Source organism: Kitasatospora sp. NPDC059146, from assembly GCF_042786665.1.
Taxonomy (GTDB): domain Bacteria; phylum Actinomycetota; class Actinomycetes; order Streptomycetales; family Streptomycetaceae; genus Kitasatospora.
The window spans coordinates 14,807-34,400 of the sequence record NZ_JBHZCY010000082.1 but is presented as its reverse complement, the minus strand read 5'-3'; the positions used below and the strand labels follow the sequence as shown (position 1 = coordinate 34,400).

10 protein-coding genes are annotated in these 19,594 nt (G+C 74.3%); 5 read left to right on the top strand and 5 right to left on the bottom strand.

The features are described 5' to 3' along the window. Positions 1-4: 4 nt before the first annotated feature. On the top strand, positions 5-5,122 hold the full coding sequence (locus ACFXPX_RS28985) for an amino acid adenylation domain-containing protein (protein WP_380644008.1): 5,118 nt from the start codon (positions 5-7) through the stop codon (positions 5,120-5,122). A 122-nt stretch (positions 5,123-5,244) separates the two neighbouring features. Here ACFXPX_RS28985 and ACFXPX_RS28980 read toward each other — a convergent pair whose 3' ends face one another. The 5 genes from ACFXPX_RS28980 to ACFXPX_RS28960 all read right to left on the bottom strand — a co-directional run bounded on the left by ACFXPX_RS28980 (position 5,245) and on the right by ACFXPX_RS28960 (position 9,442). Next, the gene (locus tag ACFXPX_RS28980; protein WP_375890462.1) at positions 5,245-6,357 is read right to left on the bottom strand and encodes a DUF6421 family protein; all 1,113 of its coding nucleotides are present in this window, start codon (positions 6,355-6,357) and stop codon (positions 5,245-5,247) included. A gap of 27 nt (positions 6,358-6,384) precedes the next feature. Then, a complete protein-coding gene (locus ACFXPX_RS28975) occupies positions 6,385-7,647 on the bottom strand; it encodes a class I SAM-dependent methyltransferase (protein WP_375890464.1) in 1,263 nt (420 codons plus the stop codon). Between the two features lie 33 nt (positions 7,648-7,680). Then, positions 7,681-8,838, bottom strand: a complete 1,158-nt coding sequence (locus ACFXPX_RS28970) for an acyl-CoA dehydrogenase family protein (RefSeq protein ID WP_380592348.1) — start codon at positions 8,836-8,838, stop codon at positions 7,681-7,683. Then, on the bottom strand, positions 8,838-9,116 hold the full coding sequence (locus ACFXPX_RS28965; protein WP_375890467.1) for a phosphopantetheine-binding protein: 279 nt from the start codon (positions 9,114-9,116) through the stop codon (positions 8,838-8,840). The genes ACFXPX_RS28970 and ACFXPX_RS28965 overlap by 1 nt, the downstream gene beginning before the upstream one ends. Positions 9,117-9,223: 107 nt before the next feature. Beyond that, complete coding sequence (locus ACFXPX_RS28960) at positions 9,224-9,442, bottom strand: MbtH family protein (protein ID WP_375890468.1); 219 nt, start codon at positions 9,440-9,442, stop codon at positions 9,224-9,226. Positions 9,443-9,903: 461 nt separating this feature from the next. Between ACFXPX_RS28960 and ACFXPX_RS28955 the strand changes: the two genes are divergently transcribed. Genes ACFXPX_RS28955 through ACFXPX_RS28940 form a run of 4 tightly spaced genes read left to right on the top strand, consistent with a single transcriptional unit; the run spans position 9,904 to position 19,586 of the window. After that, positions 9,904-15,714, top strand: coding sequence for an amino acid adenylation domain-containing protein (locus ACFXPX_RS28955; protein WP_380644007.1), 5,811 nt, complete (start codon positions 9,904-9,906; stop codon positions 15,712-15,714). Further along, positions 15,711-16,502, top strand: coding sequence for a hypothetical protein (locus ACFXPX_RS28950; RefSeq protein WP_380528436.1), 792 nt, complete (start codon positions 15,711-15,713; stop codon positions 16,500-16,502). Before ACFXPX_RS28955 ends, ACFXPX_RS28950 begins: the two co-directional genes overlap by 4 nt. Positions 16,503-16,545: 43 nt before the next feature. Further along, the gene (locus ACFXPX_RS28945; protein WP_380528438.1) at positions 16,546-18,360 is read left to right on the top strand and encodes a non-ribosomal peptide synthetase; all 1,815 of its coding nucleotides are present in this window, start codon (positions 16,546-16,548) and stop codon (positions 18,358-18,360) included. Then, positions 18,357-19,586, top strand: coding sequence for a cytochrome P450 (locus ACFXPX_RS28940; protein WP_380644006.1), 1,230 nt, complete (start codon positions 18,357-18,359; stop codon positions 19,584-19,586). Before ACFXPX_RS28945 ends, ACFXPX_RS28940 begins: the two co-directional genes overlap by 4 nt. The last annotated feature ends 8 nt before the right edge of the window (positions 19,587-19,594 follow it).

Here is a 19,594-nt window from a genome sequence, read left to right as displayed (position 1 = left end):
CGACATGCCTGACGAGCCATCCGGCACGGGACTGACCGGACTCAAGCGCGACCTGCTGCGCCGGATCCTCTCCGGCGACGGCGGGCCCGATCCCGCCGGAGGACTGCGCCGCCGGCCCCGGGAGGGCCGGATCCCGGCCTCCGCGGCGCAGCGGCGGCTCTGGTTCATCGACCACCTGAACGAGTCCAGCACCTCCTACAACGTGCCGTTCGCGCTGCGGATCTCCGGCCCGCTGCGGGAGGACGCCCTGTGGTGGGCCTTCGACGCGCTCCTCGCCCGGCACGAGGCGCTGCGGACCACCTTCGGCTTCACCGGTGAGGAGCTGTTCCAGGAGATCGCGCCGTCCGTGCGGGTGGCCCGGAACCACCACGACCTGCGCGGGCTGCCGGAGGCGGAACGCGGGCGGGCGGCCGAGGAACTGATCGCCGAGGCGGCCCGGCGGCCGTTCCGGCTGGACGGCGAACCGCTGCTGCGCGTGGTGCTGATCCGGGTGCGGGACGAGCTCTGCCACGCCGTGGTCAACCTCCACCACATCGTCACCGACGGCTGGTCCGAGGGCATCCTCTTCCAGGAGCTGGGCGTCCTCTACTCGGCCCGGGTGCGGGGCGAGGAGCCCGAACTGCCGCCGCCCGGGCTCCAGTACGCGGACTACACCGGCTGGGAGGCCGAACCCGAGGCCCGGGACCTGTACGAGCAGCAGCTCGGCTACTGGCGCGAGCGGCTCAAGGACGTCCCCGCCGGGCCCGCCCTGCCGACGGACCGGCCGCGCCCGGTCGAGCCGAGCATGCGCGGGGCCTCGGTGCCGGTCGCGGTGCCGGCGGACCTCCAGGCGGCCCTGCGGCGCTGGGAGGGCGGCGACCGGGCCTCGCTGTTCACCGGCGCGGTCGCGGTGCTCGCCCAACTGCTGCACCGCTACGGCGGCGAGGACACCGTGGTGATCGGCGTGCCGGTGGCCAACCGGGCCCGCCGCGAGCTGGAGCCGGTGGTCGGGTTCTTCTCCAACACCGTCGCCCTGCGGGTCGACCTCGCCGACGGGCCCACCCAGGCCGAGCTGCTGGACCGGGTCCGGACCGTCTCGGTGGAGGCGCTGTCCCACCAGAACGTCCCGTTCAACCAGGTCGTGGAGGCGCTCGGGATCCAGCGCGCCCCGGGCAGCAATCCGGTCTTCCAGGTCATGTGCTCGGTCAACCAGGCCACCGCGCCGCCGGCCCTGGCGGACTGCGGGGTCGAGCTGGTGGACCTCGACAACGACACCGCCAAGTTCGACCTGGAGCTGGTCGTCACCTACGACCGGGACCGGGTCGACTGCCGCTTCGAGTACGCCACCGACCTGTTCGACCGCGCGACCGTGGAGCAGCTGGCCGGGCACTTCCGGCTGCTGCTGGCCGCCTTCCTGGAGCGGCCGCGGTCCCGCGCCGGGGACCTCGCCCCGGGCGGTGACGAGCCCGGCGCGGTGCCGGAGGACGGGGTGGTGCTCACCGACCGGTACGGCCGGCCCTGCCCGGTCGGCGTGTTCGGCGCCGTGACGGTGGCGGGCGTGCCGGACGGCCGCACCGCCCGGCGGCTGCGCGACGGCACCCTGGAGTACCGGGACGAGCCCTCCGCCGCCGCCCCGGCGTCGGCGCCGGCCCCCGCGACGGAGGCCCCGCGGACCGGCACCGAGCGGCGGCTGGCCGCGATCTGGGGCCAGGTGCTCGACGGCGGCACGCCCGGCCGGGAGCAGGACTTCTTCCGTACCGGCGGCGACTCCCTGCTGGCCACCAAGGTGGTCGCCCGGGTGCGCCGGGCCTGGGGCGTCAAGCTGTCGGTCCGCCAGATGCTGCGCTCCCCCACCCTGGGCGCGCTGGCCGCCGAGATCGACCGGCTGGTCGCCGAGCGGGGCGCGGAGCCGGCCCCCCAGCCGTCCGGGCCGGCCCCGGTGGCGCGTCCGGCGACGCTGCCGCTGTCGCTCGCCCAGCGCGGCATCTGGTTCAACAACCAGGTCGAGGGCCAGAGTTCCTACTACCACATGCCGTTGGCACTGCGGCTGACCGGTCCGCTGGACCGGGCGGCGCTGCACGCGGCGCTCGGTGACGTGATCGCCCGGCACGAGAGCCTGCGCACGGTGTTCCCGGTCCGCGACGGCGAGCCGTGCCAGCTGGTGCGGGATCCGTTCGAGCCCGCGCTTCCGGTGCTCCCGGTCGCGGCCGGGGACCTCGACGCGGCGCTGCGCGCGGCCGCGGCCCGGCCCTTCGACCTGAGCGGCGAACCGCCGGTGCGGGCCTGCCTGTTCGAGGTCGGCGCCGAGGACCACCTGCTGCTGATCGTGATCCACCACATCGCCTGCGACGGCCTCTCCTGGCAGCCGCTGTGCGAGGACCTGTCGACGGCCTACGCCGCCCGCAGGGCCGGGGCCGCGCCGCGCTGGGAGCCGCTGCCGCTGCAGTACCCGGACCACGCCCTGTGGCAGCACGACGCGCTGGGCTCCGCGACGGACCGCGACAGCGGGCTGGCGCGGCAGCTCGCGCACTGGACCGGGCGCCTGGCCGGGCTGCCCGAGGAGCTGCCGCTGCCGGCCGACCGGGTGCGCCAGGCCACCGCCGACTACCGGGGCGACACCGTCCCGCTCGCCGTCCCGGCCGCGCTGCACCGGGCGGTCGGCGAGCTGGCCGGCTCCGCCGGGGCCAGCGTCCACATGGTGGTGCAGGCGGCGCTGGCCGCCCTGTTGACCCGGATGGGCGCGGGCGGGGACATCCCGCTGGGCACGGCGGTCGCCGGCCGCTCGGAGGTGTCGCTGGAGCGGCTGGTCGGCTGCTTCATCAACACCGTCGTGCTGCGCACCGACACCTCGGGCGACCCGAGCTTCGCGGCGCTGCTGGAGCGGGTGCGGGAGACCGACCTGGCCGCCTACGCGAACCAGGACGTCCCCTTCGACCTGCTGGTGTCCGCCCTGAACCCGGCCCGCCAGCCGGGCCGCAACCCGCTGTTCCAGGTCCTGCTGTCGGTCGCGGGCCGGCCCGAGGCCAGCCCGGAGCTGGCCGGGCTCCGGGTGGAGCCGGTGCTGTTCGAGCTGCCGGTCTCCCCCTTCGACCTGGACTTCTCGCTGACCGAACAGCAGGACGCGGACGGCGGCCCGGCCGGTCTGCTGGGGCACGTCACCTACAACACGGCGCTGTTCGACCGGCGGACCGTCGCCGCGCTGGCCGAGCGGTTCACCACCCTGCTCGCGTCCGCCGTCGCCGAACCGGCCCGGCCGCTGTCCGAGCTGGAGCTGCTCCCGGCGGCCGAGCGCCGACGGATCCTGGAGGACTGGAACAGCACCGGCGCCGGCATCCCCGCGGTGACGCTGGCGGCGCTCTTCGAGGCCGCCGCCGCCCGGGCCCCGCAGGCGCCGGCCCTGGAGTTCGGTGACACCCGGCTGACGTACCGGGAGCTCGGCGCGCGGGCCAACCGGCTGGCCCGGCTGCTGATCGGGCGCGGGATCGGCCCGGAGCAGTTCGTCGCCGTGGCGCTGCCGCGCGGGGTCGAGCTGGTGGTGGCGGTGCTCGCGGTGGCCAAGGCCGGGGCGGCGTTCATCCCGGTCGACCCGGGCTACCCGGCCGAGCGGATCGCGTTCATGCTCGCGGACGCCGGTCCGGCCCTGGTGGTCACCACCGCGGACTCCGGGCTGCCGGACACCGGAACGGCCCGGCTGGTGCTGGACGAGCCCGCCACCGCGCAGCTGCTGGCCCGGCAGCCGGACGGCGATCCCACCGACGCCGACCGGACGGCCCCGCTCGACCCGCTCAGCCCCGCGTACGCGATCTACACCTCGGGCTCGACGGGTGTCCCCAAGGGCGCCGTGATGCCGCACACCGGTCTGCTCGCGCTGAGCGACCAGATGGCCGCGCGGCTGCGGATCGACCACGGCTCCCGGGTGCTCCAGGTGTCCACGCCGAGCTTCGACGCCTGGGTGCTGGAGCTGCTGATGGCCTTCCCGGTCGGGGCGGCCCTGGTGGTGGCTCCGCCGGGCCCGCTGGCCGGCGAGGAGCTGGCGGACTTCCTGCGCGAGCGGCGGATCACCCACGCCTTCCTCGCCCCGACCCGGCTGGCCACGGTGCCCCCGGTCGAGCTGCCCGCGCTGGTCGGCCTGGCCAGCGGCAGTGAGGTGCTGCCCGGCGACCTGGTCGGCCGCTGGTCGCCCGGGCGCCGGATGATCAACATCTACGGGGCCACCGAGTCCACCGTCATCTCCACCACCACCGGCCCGCTCTCCGGCGACGGCGTGCCGACCCTCGGCGGGCCGAACCTGGACGCCCGGGTGTACGTGCTGGACGAGGCGCTGCGGCCGGTGCCGCCGGGCGTCCCCGGGCAGGCCTACCTCGCCGGCACCGGGCTGGCCCGCGGCTACCTGCACCGCCCCGTCCTGACCGCCGACCGCTTCGTGCCCTGCCCGTTCGGGGCTCCGGGCGAGCGGATGTACCGGACCGGGGACGTGGTGCGCTGGACACCGGACGGCGAGCTGATGTTCGTCGGCCGGGCCGACGACCAGGTGAAGCTGCGCGGCCTGCGGATCGAGCTGGGCGAGGTCGAGTCGGCGGTCGGCTCGCACCCCGCGGTGGCGCACGCCGTCGCCGTGGTGAGCGGCTCCGCGACGGGCGACCGGCTGGTCGCGTACGCCGTGCCGATGGCCGGGACGGCGGTGGACGGCGCCGCGCTGCGCGAGCACGCCGCCCGCACCCTGCCCGACTTCATGGTGCCCTCGGCCGTGGTGGTGCTGGACGCCTTCCCGCTGCTGCCCAACGGCAAGGTGGACCGCGGTGCGCTGCCGGCCGCGCCGGAGCCGGAGGAGGAGTACACGGCGCCGCGCACGCCCGTCGAGGAGACGCTCGCCGGGATCTGGCAGTCCGTCCTCGGGGTCGAACGGATCGGCGTGCACACCGACTTCTTCCGGCTCGGCGGGCACTCCCTGATGGCCACCCAGATCCTGAGCCGGATCCGGTCCTCGCTGGGGGCCACGGTCCCGCTGGTGCGGTTCTTCGAGCACGCGACGATCGCCGAACTGGCTGCCGAGGTGGACCGGACCGGGCAGTCGGGCGGGGCGGAGCCGGTGGTGGTCCGACGCCGTCGGACCGTGCTGACCGACACCGCCCGGCCGGAGTGACCGGACGGACCCCGGGAACGACCGGACCGGCCCGCGGCGGGAGCTGCGGGCCGGTCCGTCGGTGTCCCGTCCGGGCGGGCGTCGTGCGGGACGTGCGGGCGGTGCGGGGGCCGTACGGGGGCTCAGAGGCCCAGGCGCTGCTTGACCTCGGCGAAGAACGGGATGTGCCGGTAGTCCTTGGCCTGCGGGTCGTAGTCGGTGTAGCGGTTGGTGAACTCCAGCAGCCCGGCGCGCACCCGCTCCAGCGGCTCGGTGCGGATCCGCCGCTCGATCGCCTGGATCTCGCCCAGGAAGGCGGCCAGCACCGCCGGCAGCTCCGGGGCCAGCTCGATCAGGCCGTCGCGCAGCCGGATGCCCCGGTGCTCCGTCAGGTAGCTGAACAGCAGCTGGGAGGCGACGGCGTCGTAGTTGGGGCGCGGGATGCCCTCCACCGCGTAGCGCAGCAGCCGCTCGGCGAGGATGTACTCGTAGGCGGCCCGGGCCTGTTGCTCGGGCAGCTGCGCGTCGTCGAGGCAGACCAGCATGGCCGAGACGTCCACCCGGAGCTCCTCCAGCCCGGCCAGCGGCTTGAGCTTCTTGGCGTCCAGGAACTCCGGGATCGGCAGGTCGCCCTGCCGGTGGTGGTACTCGTGCAGCCGGACCCACCAGGAGGAGGCGGCCTCGACGACGTGGTCGGGGGCGCCCTGGATCCGCGGGAAGCTGCCCGGTGCCATCACGGCGTCGATCATCTTCCGGGTGATCCGGTTGTGGCGCTCGACGAACTTGTCGATGAAGTAGAAGATCAGGTCGTCCGGGTCCTGCCGGCCGTCGAGGTGGTTCTCCGGGAACAGGGCGACGACCACCCGGGACTCGAACCCCTCCGACTTGGCGAGCAGGTTGACCGGCCGGGTGTTGCTGGCGTACCGGACGGCCAGGTGCGGGTCGGTCGGCAGGGTCCGGTACGCCAGGTAGTCGAGCGAGAGCTTCGGGAAGTACGAGGCGTCGAAGAACGAGAAGACGTGGTTGTCGCGCTCCTCGTTGATGTGCGCCTTGGTCGCGCGGAGCCGGGAGCCGTCCGGGCTGTCCCGCAGGTCGGCCAGGAAGGCCCGGACGATCGGCTGGCGGCTCAGCTCGGCGCTGTCCGCCAGCTCCTTCGCCAGCCGCTCCAGGAACACCGGGTCCCTTGGGTCCGCGACCGGCTGCAACCGGCGGCGCAGGGCGTTCACTTCGGCGATCACCGGCGCTACGGGGTCCACGACTGGTTCTCCTCTCCGCGCGGCCGGTCAGCCGGCCGGTGTGACGGTCAGGTGCGGGAACTCCGAGGTGGTGAGCATGACCCGGGCGCGCTGGACGGCGTTGAAGCCGGTGCCGTACCCCAGCCCGGTGAGGATCTCCCGGCCGGTGCGGCGGCCGTCCGCGGCCTCCTGGATCGCCTTGACCTCGGGCCAGGCGGGCCAGGAGGCCACCTCGGAGGCGTTCGGGTCGGGGTGGTACGCGCCGTCCCGGTCCAGGACGTGGCGGTGGCGCACGGCCGTCGGGCGGTCCAGCACGCCGTCCAGGAACATCCGGTTGCGGTCGGCGTCCGAGACCCTGGTGCCCGTGCCGGCGCGGTCGGGGCGCAGGTAGAACCAGAGCATCGGCGAGTTGTCCAGGTGCAGCAGGTTGACCAGCTGCCAGCGCGCCAGGTCGTCCAACCGCTCGTACGGGGCCAGCAGTTCGGGGTCGGTGAGCTCCGTGGTCCAGAGGAACCGCCGGCGCATCTTGTCGAAGCCGTTGACCTTCGGGGCCTCCAGCAGCAGGCCGCACTCCCTGGCCAGCCCGGCCAGCGAGTCGACGTCGTAGGAGGTCTCGCAGGGGTTCATCCAGCGGTCCGCCCAGGCGGGTTCGGGGCTGCGCCGGGTGTCCTCCAGGTGCTTCGTCATGGTGCTCTCGACCTGGAGCGAGCCGGCCAGGCTCCGGGCGAGGGCGTACCGCTCGCGGTGGCCGTGCTCGGACTCGGGGGCCAGGATCCGCAGCGCCGCCTGGAAGGACTCGGCCTCCCGGCGGTGGAAGCGGTTGTAGACCATGAGTTCGAGCACGCCGTCGTCCCGCACCGCCGCGGACAGCCGCTCCAGGCAGCGCCGCGGCTCCGGGTTGTGGTGGATCACCCCGGTGCAGACGACCAGGTCGAACTCCCGGTCGTACCCGGCCTGGGTGATGCCCTGCTGCACCAGCCGCAGGTTGGTCACCCCGAGCTGCTCGGCGTTCTGTCGGCAGATGGCGAGCGACTCCGCGGAGACGTCGGTGCCGAGCACCTCGGCCGCGGGGAACTGGAGCGCCGTGATCAGCGCCTGGTTGGTCCCGCAGCCGGCCACCCAGATCCGGCGGATCGGCCCGAGGCCGGCCCGGCCGGTCTCCTGGCGGATCAGGGCGGCGTGGAAGTCGGGGTCGCTCATCCGGTCGAAGTAGACCGGCTTCCACGGGTAGGGGAACGTCCCGTAGAACTCGGAGACGGTGTTCTCGTGCCCGATCAGCCCGTGCGGCGTCGACACTTGTGCTACTCCCATTCGCTCAGGGTTGCGGTGCGGATCGGCGGCCGATCAGATCAGGGTCACCGAGCGGTCGAGCAGGGACAGCGCTCCGATGCCCACCCGCAGGCCGTCGTTGGCATGGGTCAGGCTGGCCGACCGCAGGTCGCGGAAGTGCCGCTCCAGGGGGATCGGGGCGTCCTGGAGGTAGCCCAGCCGCAGTCCGCCCAGCTGCACCATGTTGTCGACCGCCCGGAAGGCCAGGTCGGAGGTGGCCACCTTGAGGGCGTTGAGCTGGAGTTGGGTCCGCGGGTGGGCCAGCGAGCGGCCCTCGGCGCGGGCCAGGTCGACCTCCTCGCGGACCCGGGTGAGGTAGGCGCTGGCGAGTTCGAGGTCCACCCGGATCCGGGCGAGCCGCTCGTGGAAGAGGTCGGAGGCGCCCTCGGCCCGGCCGGACTTCCAGAGGAAGCGCACCAGTTCGCTCAGCGCGCCGCGGGCGGCGCCCAGCCAGCAGGCGGCCCAGGCGAGGTGCGAGACCGGGATCATGCTCTCCCGCGCCACGTCGGCGAAGCGGCCGGAGCCGCCGATGACGTTCCGGGCCGGGGCGCTGCCCTTGATGACCATCCCGACGCTCTCGGTGGCCCGCATGCCGAGCGCGTTCCACTCCCCGGTGGTCGCCAGTTCCAGGTCCGCGCGGTCGGCGTAGACCAGCGAGACCTCGTGCTCCGAGGCCTCCGCGCCGGCCCGCATGCTGATCAGGTACCCGTCGGCGTGCGCGCCGCCGGTCACCACCGGGGCGATCCGGTCGATGCCGACCCGGTCGCCGTCGGGGACCAGCGGACTGTGGGCGGTGAACAGGCTGGCGCCCCGGCCCTGTTCGCTGGTGACGGAGGCGATGAAGAGCTCCTCCGTACCGATCCGGGTGAGCAGGTCGGCCTTGAGCTCCGCGCTGCCGTACCGGACCACCGCGTCGACGTGCGACACGTGCATCGCCCAGATCTGGGCGGTGGACAGGCAGGCGCCGGCCAGTTCCTGCGCGACCTCGGTCCACAGCCGGGTGGAGGCGCCGGAGCCGCCGTACTCCTGCGGGACGGTCAGGCTGAGCAGCCGGTGCTCGCGCAGGGTCTCCAGCGACGCGGCCGGAAAGGCCGCGCGCCGGTCGGACTCGGCGGCCTGTTCGCGCAGGACCGGCAGGATCCCGGCCACGAGCTCGGCCGCGGCCGCCGTCATCAGCCGTCCTTCCGAACCGCGTGGCCCGCCTGCGCGAGGGTTTCGGAAACCTCGGCCCACAGCGTGGCGGGCGTCGCGAAGATCTGGAAGTTGAGCAACTCGAAGGCGAACTCGACGTCGTACTCACGCTCCAGCTGCATCATCAGCTGGACGATTCCGATGGAGGTGAGACCGGCTCCCGAGAGATCCAGATCAGGAACCAGTTCGGCGCCACCGGAAATCCCGGGGACGACCTTCAGGAGTACTTTCTCGAAACGGTCGTCCCATGGCCTGCTCACGGTGTTGCCCCTCCCGCTGTACGGAAAACCATCGCTGCTTCTGGTGAATGCGACTGAATTCGGCCGCGCGATTCAGGACGCGTCGGCCGGCGACCCCGACGTGGATTTCAGGAGGTCTCGCCGGCCATTGCCCGGCGCAGACTCAGCGGACGCATGTCGGTCCACACCTCGGCGATACGGTCGAGGCATTCCTGCTTGGTCCCGGTGAACCCGGGCGCGGTCCAGCCGGCCGGCGGGGTGCTCTCCGCAGGCCAAACCGAGTACTGCTCCTCGTGGTTGACGACGACCTGGTAGGACCGGAGGTCCTCGTCGCTCTGCTCGCTCACGTGTCCCTCTTTCCGATCAAGGCCTGCCCCCGCACACCCGTCGACACGTATTTCCGCCCGGGTTCCTCATCGGCCGATCGAACGGCCGGGCAATCCGGCAACGGCGGGGCCGAACGCCTCGCGGCGGCCATAAGTCCGGTTCCGGGCAGGGGCTTCGATGCCAATGATCCTCTCCGCGTCCCACCCCGCTGTCAATGGTCGGAAGAGAAGTAGGGACGCCCGGACCGGGGCCCGTCCGGGCCGATATCCATATCCATCCCAACCGGGACAGAACCGCACTATTCCGGCCCGCCGCCCCAACTCCCGCGGCACACCCGGAAAACGGCTGTTGACAGGAGCATCGCCAACGCTAAGATCGACTTGGATCGACTTAGTGACTGCCGTCTGCGCACCGGAAGACCATATCGACGCCGCCCCCCACCTCGCGGCCGATAAATGGGATGAAGAAAGGTCACGGCGCTTTGAGCAGCAATGAAAGCCCCAGCCCGGAGACGTTCGAGCCGGACGTCTTTCCGGCGGCCAAGGCGCAGGAGCAGCTGTACTTCGTGCAGCAGGTCATCGGCGACTCCCCCGCCTACCACGTCCCGGTCGTCTTCGCCCTGACCGGCCGGCTCGACCCGGCGGCCCTGGAGCGCGCGGTGCGCCGGGTGGCCCTGCGGCACGAGGCGCTGCGGACGCACTTCACCCTCGGCGACGACGGGCTCCAGCAGGTGGTCACCGATCGCCCCGCCGACTGGCGGATCGTCGACTGCGCGTCCGAGGACGAACTGGGCTCCCGGCTGCGGTCGGAGACCGACCGGCCGTTCGACCTGGAGTCGCCCCCGCTGTTCCGCGCCGCCCTGCTGCGGCGCGACGAGCGGACCGCCCTCCTGGTGTTGACGATGCATCACATCGTCTGCGACGGATGGTCCCTGGGCATCGTGGTCGACGAACTGTTCCGCCACTACGACGCGTTCGCGGCCGGTCGGGACCTCGTCCTGCCGGAACCCGAGTTCCAGTACGGCGACTACGCCGACTGGCAGCGCGCCTGGCTGGGCAGCCCCGCCGCCGAGAAGCACCTCGACTTCTGGTCCCGGACCCTCGGCGGGGAGCTGCCGGTCCTGGAACTGCCCGGGGACCGGCCGGCCGGCACCCCGGCCCCCGGCCACGGCGGCGGCGGCGGCGGCCTGCTGAGCTTCCCGCTGGAACCCGAACTGCTGGACGGCCTGCACGCGTTGGCCACCGCGGCCCGCAGCACGCTGTTCACCGTCATGCTCGCCGCGTACCAGGTGCTGCTCGGCCGGTACACCGGGGTCGAGGACGTCATCGTCGGCAGCCCGGTGGCCAACCGCAGCCGGATCGAGTTCGAGCGGACGGTCGGCTTCTTCGTCAACATGGTGGCGATCCGCACCGACCTCGGCCCGGCCGAGTCAGGGGCGGGAGAACCGGGGGCGGGAGAACCGGGGCCCACCGGACCGAGCTTCCGCGAACTGCTGACCCGGGTGCGCACCGCCGCGTTACAGGCCCAGGACCACCACGAGCTCCCCTTCGAGTCCGTCGTCCAACTGGTCAACCCGCGCCGCGACCCCGGCCACGACCCGGTCTTCCAGGCCCTGTTCATGCTGGACGACACCACGACCGAGCCGCCCGCGGCGGAGGGACTGGAGATCGTCCCGGTGCCGGTCCACTCCGACACCGCCAAGTTCCAGCTCTCCCTCCAGGTGAACGAGCACGACGACCGGCCGGGCTTCGAACTCGAGTACCGCACCGACCGGTTCACGCCCGAGTGGGCGCAGCGCTTCGCCGGGCACTACGCCCGGCTGCTGCGGCTGGTGGTCGAGCAGCCCGACCGCCCGCTCGACGCGCTGTTCGAGCTCCCGGCGGCGGAGCGCGCCCCGGACGGCGTCGCGGGCCGTGCCGCGGAGGACGGTCAGGACGACGGCTGGGACGACGGCTGGGACGACGAGGACGACACCCCGTACGTGGCACCGCGCGACGAGGACGAGCGGATCCTGGCCGAGGTCTGGCAGGAGGCCCTCGGCCGCGGCGACATCGGCATCGACCACAACTACTTCGAGGTCGGCGGCGACTCGATCCTCAGCATCCAGATCCTCTCCCGGGCCCGCCGGCACGGCCTGCGGTTCGAACTGCGGGACCTCCTGGTCGCCCAGACGATCCGCGAGCTGACCCCGCTGGTGACCCGCACCGCCCCCGAGGCCGAAGCGGCCCTGGAGCCCTTCGACCTGCTGACGGCCGCCGACCGGGCCCGGCTGCCGGACGGCCTGGCGGACGCCTATCCGCTCACCTCGCTCCAGGCCGGCATGCTCTACCACAGCGAGCTGGACGCCGTGCACCGCGCCTACCACGACGTCGCCGGCTACCACCTGCGCGGCCCGTACTCGCCGCCGGCCTGGCGCTCCGCCGTCGCCGCCCTGCTGGAGCGGCACGAGCTGCTGCGCACCTCCTTCGCCCTGCGCGACCTCGGCGAGCCGGTCCAGCTGGTGCACCACCAGGTCGCCGAACCGCCGGTCACCTTCGAGGACCTCGGCGCGGTGCCCGCCGACGAGCAGCCGGAGGCGCTGCGCCGCCACTACGCGTGGGAGCGCGAGCACCCCTTCGACTGGGAGCGCCCGCCGCTCATCCGCTTCCACGTGCAGCGCCGCTCGGCCGACACCTTCCAGCTCTGGGTGGTCGAGCACCACGCGATCCTGGACGGCTGGAGCGGCCGGCAGCTGCTGACCGAACTCCTGGAGCTCTACCTCCAGGCCCTCGGGCGCAGCACCCGGGAGCTCGCCCCGCCGCCGCTCGCCCGGTTCCGCTCGCTGGTCGCCCTGGAGCGCGAAGCCGTCGCCGATCCCGGCCAACGCGCCTTCTGGCGCGAGCGGTTGGACGGCATGACGGCGCTGCGGCTGCCGCGCACCGCCCCCGCCGCGGGGGTGCCGGACCTGGTGATGACCGAGTACGAGCTGCCCGGGCAGCTCTCCGCCGACCTGCTGCGGACGGCCGCCGAACTCGGCGTCCCGGTCCGGATCGCGCTGCTGGCCGCGCACCTGCGGGTGCTGGCGCTGCTCGGCGGCACCGACGACGTGGTCTCGGGCGCGGTCTACAACGGCCGCATCGCCGAGGAGGACGGGGAGCGGGTCGTCGGCCTGTTCCTGAACACCCTGCCGGTGCGCGCCCGGATCGACGACGGCACCACCTGGGCCTCGCTGGTCGCCGACGTCGCCGCGACCGATCTCGCGCTCCAGCCGCACCGCCGGCTCCCGCTCGCCACCATCCAGCAGGACGCCGGCGGCGGGCCGCTGTTCGAGAGCTTCTTCAACTACACCCACTTCCACGCGCCCGACGAGGGCACCGCCGGGGAGCTGGAGATCCTCGACGAGTTCGGCGTGGTGCCGACCAGCTTCCCGTTCGGCGTGGAGTTCATGCGCGACGCCCGGACCGGGCGGATCGGCCTGGGACTGCGGTACGACGCGGCGCAGTTCGCCGCCGAGGAGATCGACCGCTGGGCCGGCTACCACCTGACCGCGCTGCGCTCGCTGGCCGCGGAACCCGCCGCGGGCATCGGCCGGACCGAACTGCCGGCCCCCGCCGAGCTGGCGCAGCTCGACCGCTGGAACGACACCGCGACCACGTACCACCGGCCGCACCTGCTGCACGTCCTGGTCGAGGAGCAGGCCCGGCTGACCCCGGACCGGATCGCGGTGGCCTTCGAGGGCGGCACGCTCTCCTACCGGGAGCTGGACCGCCGGGCGGACGCCCTCGCCCGCCGGCTGGTGGAGCGCGGGGTGGAGCCCGGCGACCGGGTCGGGGTGTGCCTGGAGCGCTCGACCGAGCTGGTGGTCTCGCTGCTGGCGGTCCTCAAGGCGGGCGGCGCCTACGTGCCGATCGACCCGGAGCACCCGGTCGCCCGGATCGCCACGATGGTGACGGAGGCGGCGCCGGCCCTGGTGCTGACCACGACCGCGCTCGCCGAGCGGGTGGAGCCGTCCGGTGCGGCCGTCGAGGCGGTGGACACCGGGAACGCCGGCACCGGGGCCCCCGGCACCGGGCTCCCCGACGCCGGGCTCCCCGTCGGCGGCCCCCGGGTGGCGGTGGACCCGGACGCCCCGGCCTACCTGATCTTCACCTCCGGCTCCACCGGCGTCCCCAAGGGCGTCGTGGTCTCGCACCGGGCGATCTGCAACCGACTGCTGTGGATGCAGGAGGAGTTCGGCCTCACCGAGGCGGACCGGGTGCTGCAGAAGACCCCGTACACCTTCGACGTCTCCGTCTGGGAGTTCTTCTGGCCGCTGGTCCAGGGCGCCCGGCTGGTCGTCGCCGCTCCCGGCGCCCACCGGGAGCCGGAGGAGCTGGCGCAGCTGATCCGCGAACACTCGGTGACCACGGTCCACTTCGTGCCCTCGATGCTCCGGGTCTTCCTGGACCACGCGGACCCGGCGGACTGCGCGAGCCTGCGCCTGGTGGTGTGCAGCGGCGAGGCCCTGCCGGCCGACCTGCGGGACGCCCACCACGAGCGCCTCGACGCGGAGCTGGTCAACCTCTACGGCCCGACCGAGGCCGCCGTCGACGTCACCTGCTGGCGCTGCCGCCCCGGTGACGGCGCGACGGTGCCGATCGGGCACCCGATCGCGAACATCCGGATCCACCTGCTGGACGCCCGGATGAACCGGGTGCCGGTCGGCGTGACCGGCGAGCTGCACATCGGCGGCGTCGGCCTGGCCGACGGCTACCACGGCCGCCCGGACCTCACCGCCGAGCGCTTCGTCGAGCACACCTGGCCGGACGGCACCGCCGAACGCCTCTACCGCACCGGGGACCTCGCCCGGCGCCGCCCGGACGGCGCGATCGACTACCTGGGCCGGGCCGACCAGCAGGTGAAGGTCCGCGGCATGCGGATCGAACTGGGCGAGATCGAGGCCGCGCTGACCCGCCACCCGGACGTCCGCGAGGCGGCCGTGGTCCTGCGCGGGCACCGGCTGGCGGCGTACGTGGCGGCCCCGGAGTCCGTCACCGGCGACGCCCTGGCCGCGTACCTCGGCGACACCCTGCCCGAGTACATGCTGCCGAGCGTCTGGACGCGGCTGGAACGGCTGCCGCTGGCCTCCAACGGCAAGGTGGACCGCAAGCTCCTCCCGGAGCCCGGGCCGGCCGCCCTGGCCGGGGAGCGGACCCCCGCGCCGCCGGTCACAGACGTCCAGCGCCGGCTGGTCCGGGTCTGGGAGGAGACCCTCGGGGTCAGCCCGATCGGCATCCACGACAGCTTCTTCGCGCTCGGCGGGCACTCCCTGGTGGCACTCAACCTGGCCATGCGGATCCGGCGCGAGTTCGGCCGCAAGCTCCCCGTCGCGGAGCTCCTGGCGCACAACACCGTGGCCCGGCTGGCCCCGCTGGTGACGGCCCGGGAGTCCGGCGACGAGGACCCGGCCCGGCTGCTGCCGATCCGCCGGGCCGGGGAGGGCGAACCGCTCACCCTGGTCCACCCGGTCGGCGGCGGCGTGTTCTGCTACCTCCCGCTGGCCTCCCAGCTGCGACCGGGCCGACCGGTGTACGGGATCGTCTCGGAGGGCCTGGTCTCCGGCAGCGTGGCCAACCTGTCGGTGGAGCGGATCGCCGAGAGCTACGTCGACCTGCTGGTGGCCAAGCAGCCGAAGGGCCCGTACCACCTGGCCGGCTGGTCCTTCGGCGCGGTGCTGGTCTTCGAGATGGCCTGCCGGCTCCGCCGCCGGGGTGCCGAGGTCGGCTCGCTGAGCATGATCGACGCGGCCTACCCGGGCCAGTTCGACGAGAGCCTGCGCGACGAGGACCTCGCGCTGCTGGTCTTCGTCGACGTGCTGCGGGCCGCCGGGATGGCCGTCCCGGAGCACGACGACGCGGAGTGGGCGGCGGCCCTCGCCGAGTTCCCGACGATCCACGAGAAGCTCCGCTGGCTGGTCGGCCGGCTGCCCACCGCGGAGGACGGCAAGGCCACCGAACTGGAGCAGTGGGAGGCCTACTTCAAGGTCTTCACCACCAACCTCACCGCGCACAACGACTACCGGCCGGGCCGGTACCCGGGCGACGTGGTCTACATCGAGGGCCTGGACGGCGGCGCCATCGGCAGTGCCGGCGCCTGGCGGGCCGCGGTGGACGGCCGGTTCAGCGCGCACACCATCGAGGCCAGCCACTACGACATCCTCCGGCAGCCGCACGTCCGGCAGATGGCCCGGCTGGTGGACCGGGCCCTGGACGGCGCCGCGGTCGGGGCACCGGACGGGGCACCCGGCACCGCCCCGGACGGGACGCCCCGGTGAACGGCGCCGTGGAGCACGCGCGCACCGCCGCCGAACTGGTGATCCCCGCGCGCTACAACGGACCGGACGGCTCGGCCCACGGCGGCTACGCCTGCGCCCGGATCGTCGCCCTGGCCGACGGCCGGCACGGCCCCGACCCGGCGGTGACCCTGCTGGCCCCGCTGCCGCTGGACGCCCCGCTGGAGTTCCGGGCCGGCGAGCGCCGGTCCGGGCTGTGGCACGGCGCCGAGCTGGTGGCCACCGTCACCCGGGCCCGGGACGGACTGCCGCTGCCGCCGCCGGTCGGGCTCCCGGCGGCGCGCGCCGCCGCCGCCGGCTACCTGGGCCGCACCGGCCACCCGTTCCCCACCTGCTGGGCGTGCGGGCCGGAGCGGGCCGAGGACGGCCTGCGGCTGTCCCCCGGTCCGGTGGCCCCGGGCACGGTGGCCTGCACCTGGACCCCGCGCGGCGCCCCCGGCGCGGCCGTACCCGCCGAACAGGTCTGGGGCGCACTCGACTGCCCCGGCGGCTGGGTGACCGACCCGCGCGCCCGCCCGATGGTGCTGAGCCGGATGACCGCCGCGCTCACCGGGCCGGTGCGGGCCGGCCGGGAGTACGAGGTGGTGGCCGCCCGGCACGCGACCCACGGGCGGACGGTGGTCAACCTCACCGCCCTGTACGACGCGGACGGGCGGCCGCTCGCGCGGGCCACCGCGCTGTGGACGGAGGTCCGACCTCCCGACGACCCCGCCGCCCGACCACCCCACCGCCCGACGACACGCCAGTCGCCCACGAAACCGGGCCCGTGACCGGCACGGTCCGGACCGCCCCGAAGGGACAGTTGATCAGCCCATGGCCACGGTAGACACCGCAGTGGTCCCCACCGGGGGCCTGACGTCCGTGTGCGACCGCTTCGCGTCCGTCGCGCGCGACCGGGCCGGCGCCACCGCCGTCCGGTCCGGCGCCACCCGCCTGTCCTACCGGGAGCTGGACGCCCGGGCGGAGGCCCTCGCGGCCCGGCTCCGGGCCGTCGGCGTGCGGCGCGGCGACCGGGTCGGGGTGCGCGTCGACCGCTCGGCGGAGCAGGTGACCGCCCTGCTCGGCGTGCTCAAGGCCGGGGCCGCGTACGTCGCGGTCGACCCCCAGGACCCGCCGGCCCGCGCCACCGCCCTGCTGGCCGACGCCGGCGCCCGGGCGGTGCTGGCCGGTCCGGACCTCACCCTCACCGTGCTCACCGGGGCCGACGCGAGCGGGGCCGCCCTGAGCGGGCCCGACACGCCCCCCGGCCCCGAGGACACCGCCTACGTCGCGTACACCTCCGGCTCCACCGGCCGCCCCAAGGGCGTCAGCGTCCCGCACCGGGCCGTGCACCGCCTGGTGGTCGGCGGCGACCCGCTGGCCTTCCGCCCCGAGGACGTCTTCCTGGCCCACGCCCCGATCGCCTTCGACGCCTCCACCCTGGAGGTCTGGGGCGCCCTGCTGAACGGCGCCTGCCTGGTCGTCGCACCGCCCGGGCCGCTCGGGCCGGGCGAGTTGACCGAGCTGGTCCGCGAGGCCGGGGTCACCGTGCTGTGGCTGACCGCCGGCCTGTTCCACCAGGTGGTCGACGCCGGGCTCCCCCCGCTGCCGGCGCTGCGCTACCTGGTGGCCGGCGGCGACGTCCTCTCCCCCGCCCACGTCGACCGCGCGGCCGCCGCGCTGCCGAACGGCGTCGTGGTCAACGGCTACGGGCCGACCGAGAACACCACCTTCACCTGCTGCCACCCGGTGCGCGAACCCCTGGACGGGCGCCCGGTGCCGATCGGCCGTCCGATCGGCGGCACCCGGGTGCACGTGCTGGACGAGCGGCTGCGGCCGGTGCCCGTGGGCGGGACCGGCACGCTCTTCGCCGCCGGCCCGGGGCTGGCCCACGGCTACCTCGGCCGCCCCGACCTGACCGCCGAACGCTTCCTCCCCGACCCCTTCGCCGCCGAGCCCGGCGCCCGGATGTACGACACCGGCGACCGGGTCCGGCAGGCCCCGGACGGCACCCTCGCCTTCCTCGGCCGGACCGACACCCAGGTGAAGCTCCGCGGCTTCCGGGTCGAACTCGGCGAGGTCGAGGCCGCCGTGAGCGCCCACCCCGACGTCCGCTCCGCCGTGGTGGTGCTCCAGCAGCGGGCCGACGGCGACCGCCGGCTCGCCGCCTTCTACCAGGGCGAGGTCGAACTGCTCTCCGCCGAACTGCGCGCCGGCCTCGCCGCCGAACTGCCGCGCCACCTGGTCCCGAGCACCTTCACCTGGCTGGAGGCCCTGCCGCTGACCCCCAACGGCAAGGTCGACCGCACCGCCCTGGCGCAGCGCCGCGGCCGCGAGCGCGAGGACGTCGGCAGCGAGCACCGGCCCCCGCACGGCGCCGCCGAGGAGTGGCTGACCCGGTTGTGGGAGGAGGTCATGGAGATCGACGGGATCGGCGCCGACGACGACTTCTTCGAACTGGGCGGCCACTCGCTGATGGCCACCCGGATCACCGGTGAGATCTCCGCCGAGACGGACCTGCTGATCACCGCCCGGACCTTCTACGAGAACCCGACCGTGGCCGAGCTGGCCCTGCGGGTCGTCGAGGCCGCGGCCGAGGAGGGCGCCGATCCCGAGGTGCTGCGCGAGCACGACGGAGCCGGCCGATGAGGATCACCGCGCAGCCCCGCCCGGAGCGGATCGACCCGGACTCGGTGGACCTCGGCGACCCGGTCTTCTACGCCGAGGGCGATCCGCACCCGGTCTGGACGGTCATGCGCCGGGAGGCACCGGTGCACCGCCGGACCCTCCCGGACGGCCGGTCCTTCCTCTCGGTGACCCGGCACGCCGACGTCAGCGCCGTCCTGCGCGACCACACCCGCTTCACCTCCCGCCGGGGCACCATGCTGTCGATCCTCGGCGAACGCGACCCGGCGGGCGACAAGATGATGGCCGCCTGCGACCCGCCGGTGCACGGCGCCCTGCGCGAGCCGATGGCCCGGGTGCTCTCCTTCGCCCGGCTGCGCCCCCACCAGGAGGCGATCCGCCGCCTGGTGCGCACCCTGCTCCAACCGCTCGCCGACGGCGGCCCGCTGGACCTCGCGGCGGCCGCCACCGGCTTCCCGATGGCCTTCACCGGCGCCCTGATGGGCCTGCCGGAGCAGGACTGGGAGTACCTGGCCCGGCTCACCACCATGGCCGTCGCCCCGGAGGACGCCGCCTTCCACCAGGTCGGCGGGGGCGCCAAGCTGGTCCGCGCGCACCACGAGCTGTTCGCGTACTTCGCCGAGCAGGCCCGCTCCCGCGGGCCCCGGGACGACCTGGTCGGCTTCCTGCGGAGCATGCCGGTCGGGGACCGCACCATGCGCCGCGAGGAGCTCGTCTACAACTGCTACAGCCTGCTGCTGGGCGCCAACGTCACCACGCCGCACGCGATGGCCGCGACCGTCCTGGCCTTCACCGAGCACCCGGAGCAGTACCGCCGGCTCGGGGACGGCACCGCCACCGTCGAGGACGCCGTGGAGGAGGGCCTGCGCTGGTCCTCCCCCGCCAACCACTTCATGCGCTACAGCGTGGTCGACACCGAGCTGAGCGGCGTCCCGGTCCGGGCCGGGGAGGCGGTGGTGGCCTGGCTCGGCTCCGCCAACCGGGACGAGCGGGTCTTCGCCGACCCCTTCGCCTTCGACGTGTCCCGCTCCCCCAACCGCCACCTGGCCTTCGGCTTCGGCCCCCACTACTGCATCGGCGCCCCGCTGGCCAGGATCGCGCTGCGGCTCTTCTTCGCCGAAGTGGTGCGGCTCGTCGGGGAGTTCGAGCTCGCCGGCCCGGTCGAGCACCTGCGGTCGAACTTCGTCGCCGGGATCAAGAGCCTGCCGGTGACCGCCAAGCTGCGCTGAGCGCACGA

Bases quoted from the DNA above. Each gene is read 5' to 3' on its own strand.
- ACFXPX_RS28940 (WP_380644006.1), top strand. From the start codon at position 18,357: ATGAGGATCACCGCGCAGCCCCGCCCGGAGCGGATCGACCCGGACTCG.
- ACFXPX_RS28945 (WP_380528438.1), top strand. From the start codon at position 16,546: ATGGCCACGGTAGACACCGCAGTGGTCCCCACCGGGGGCCTGACGTCC.
- ACFXPX_RS28970 (WP_380592348.1), bottom strand. From the start codon at position 8,838: ATGACGGCGGCCGCGGCCGAGCTCGTGGCCGGGATCCTGCCGGTCCTG.
- ACFXPX_RS28975 (WP_375890464.1), bottom strand. From the start codon at position 7,647: ATGGGAGTAGCACAAGTGTCGACGCCGCACGGGCTGATCGGGCACGAG.
- ACFXPX_RS28985 (WP_380644008.1), top strand. From the start codon at position 5: ATGCCTGACGAGCCATCCGGCACGGGACTGACCGGACTCAAGCGCGAC.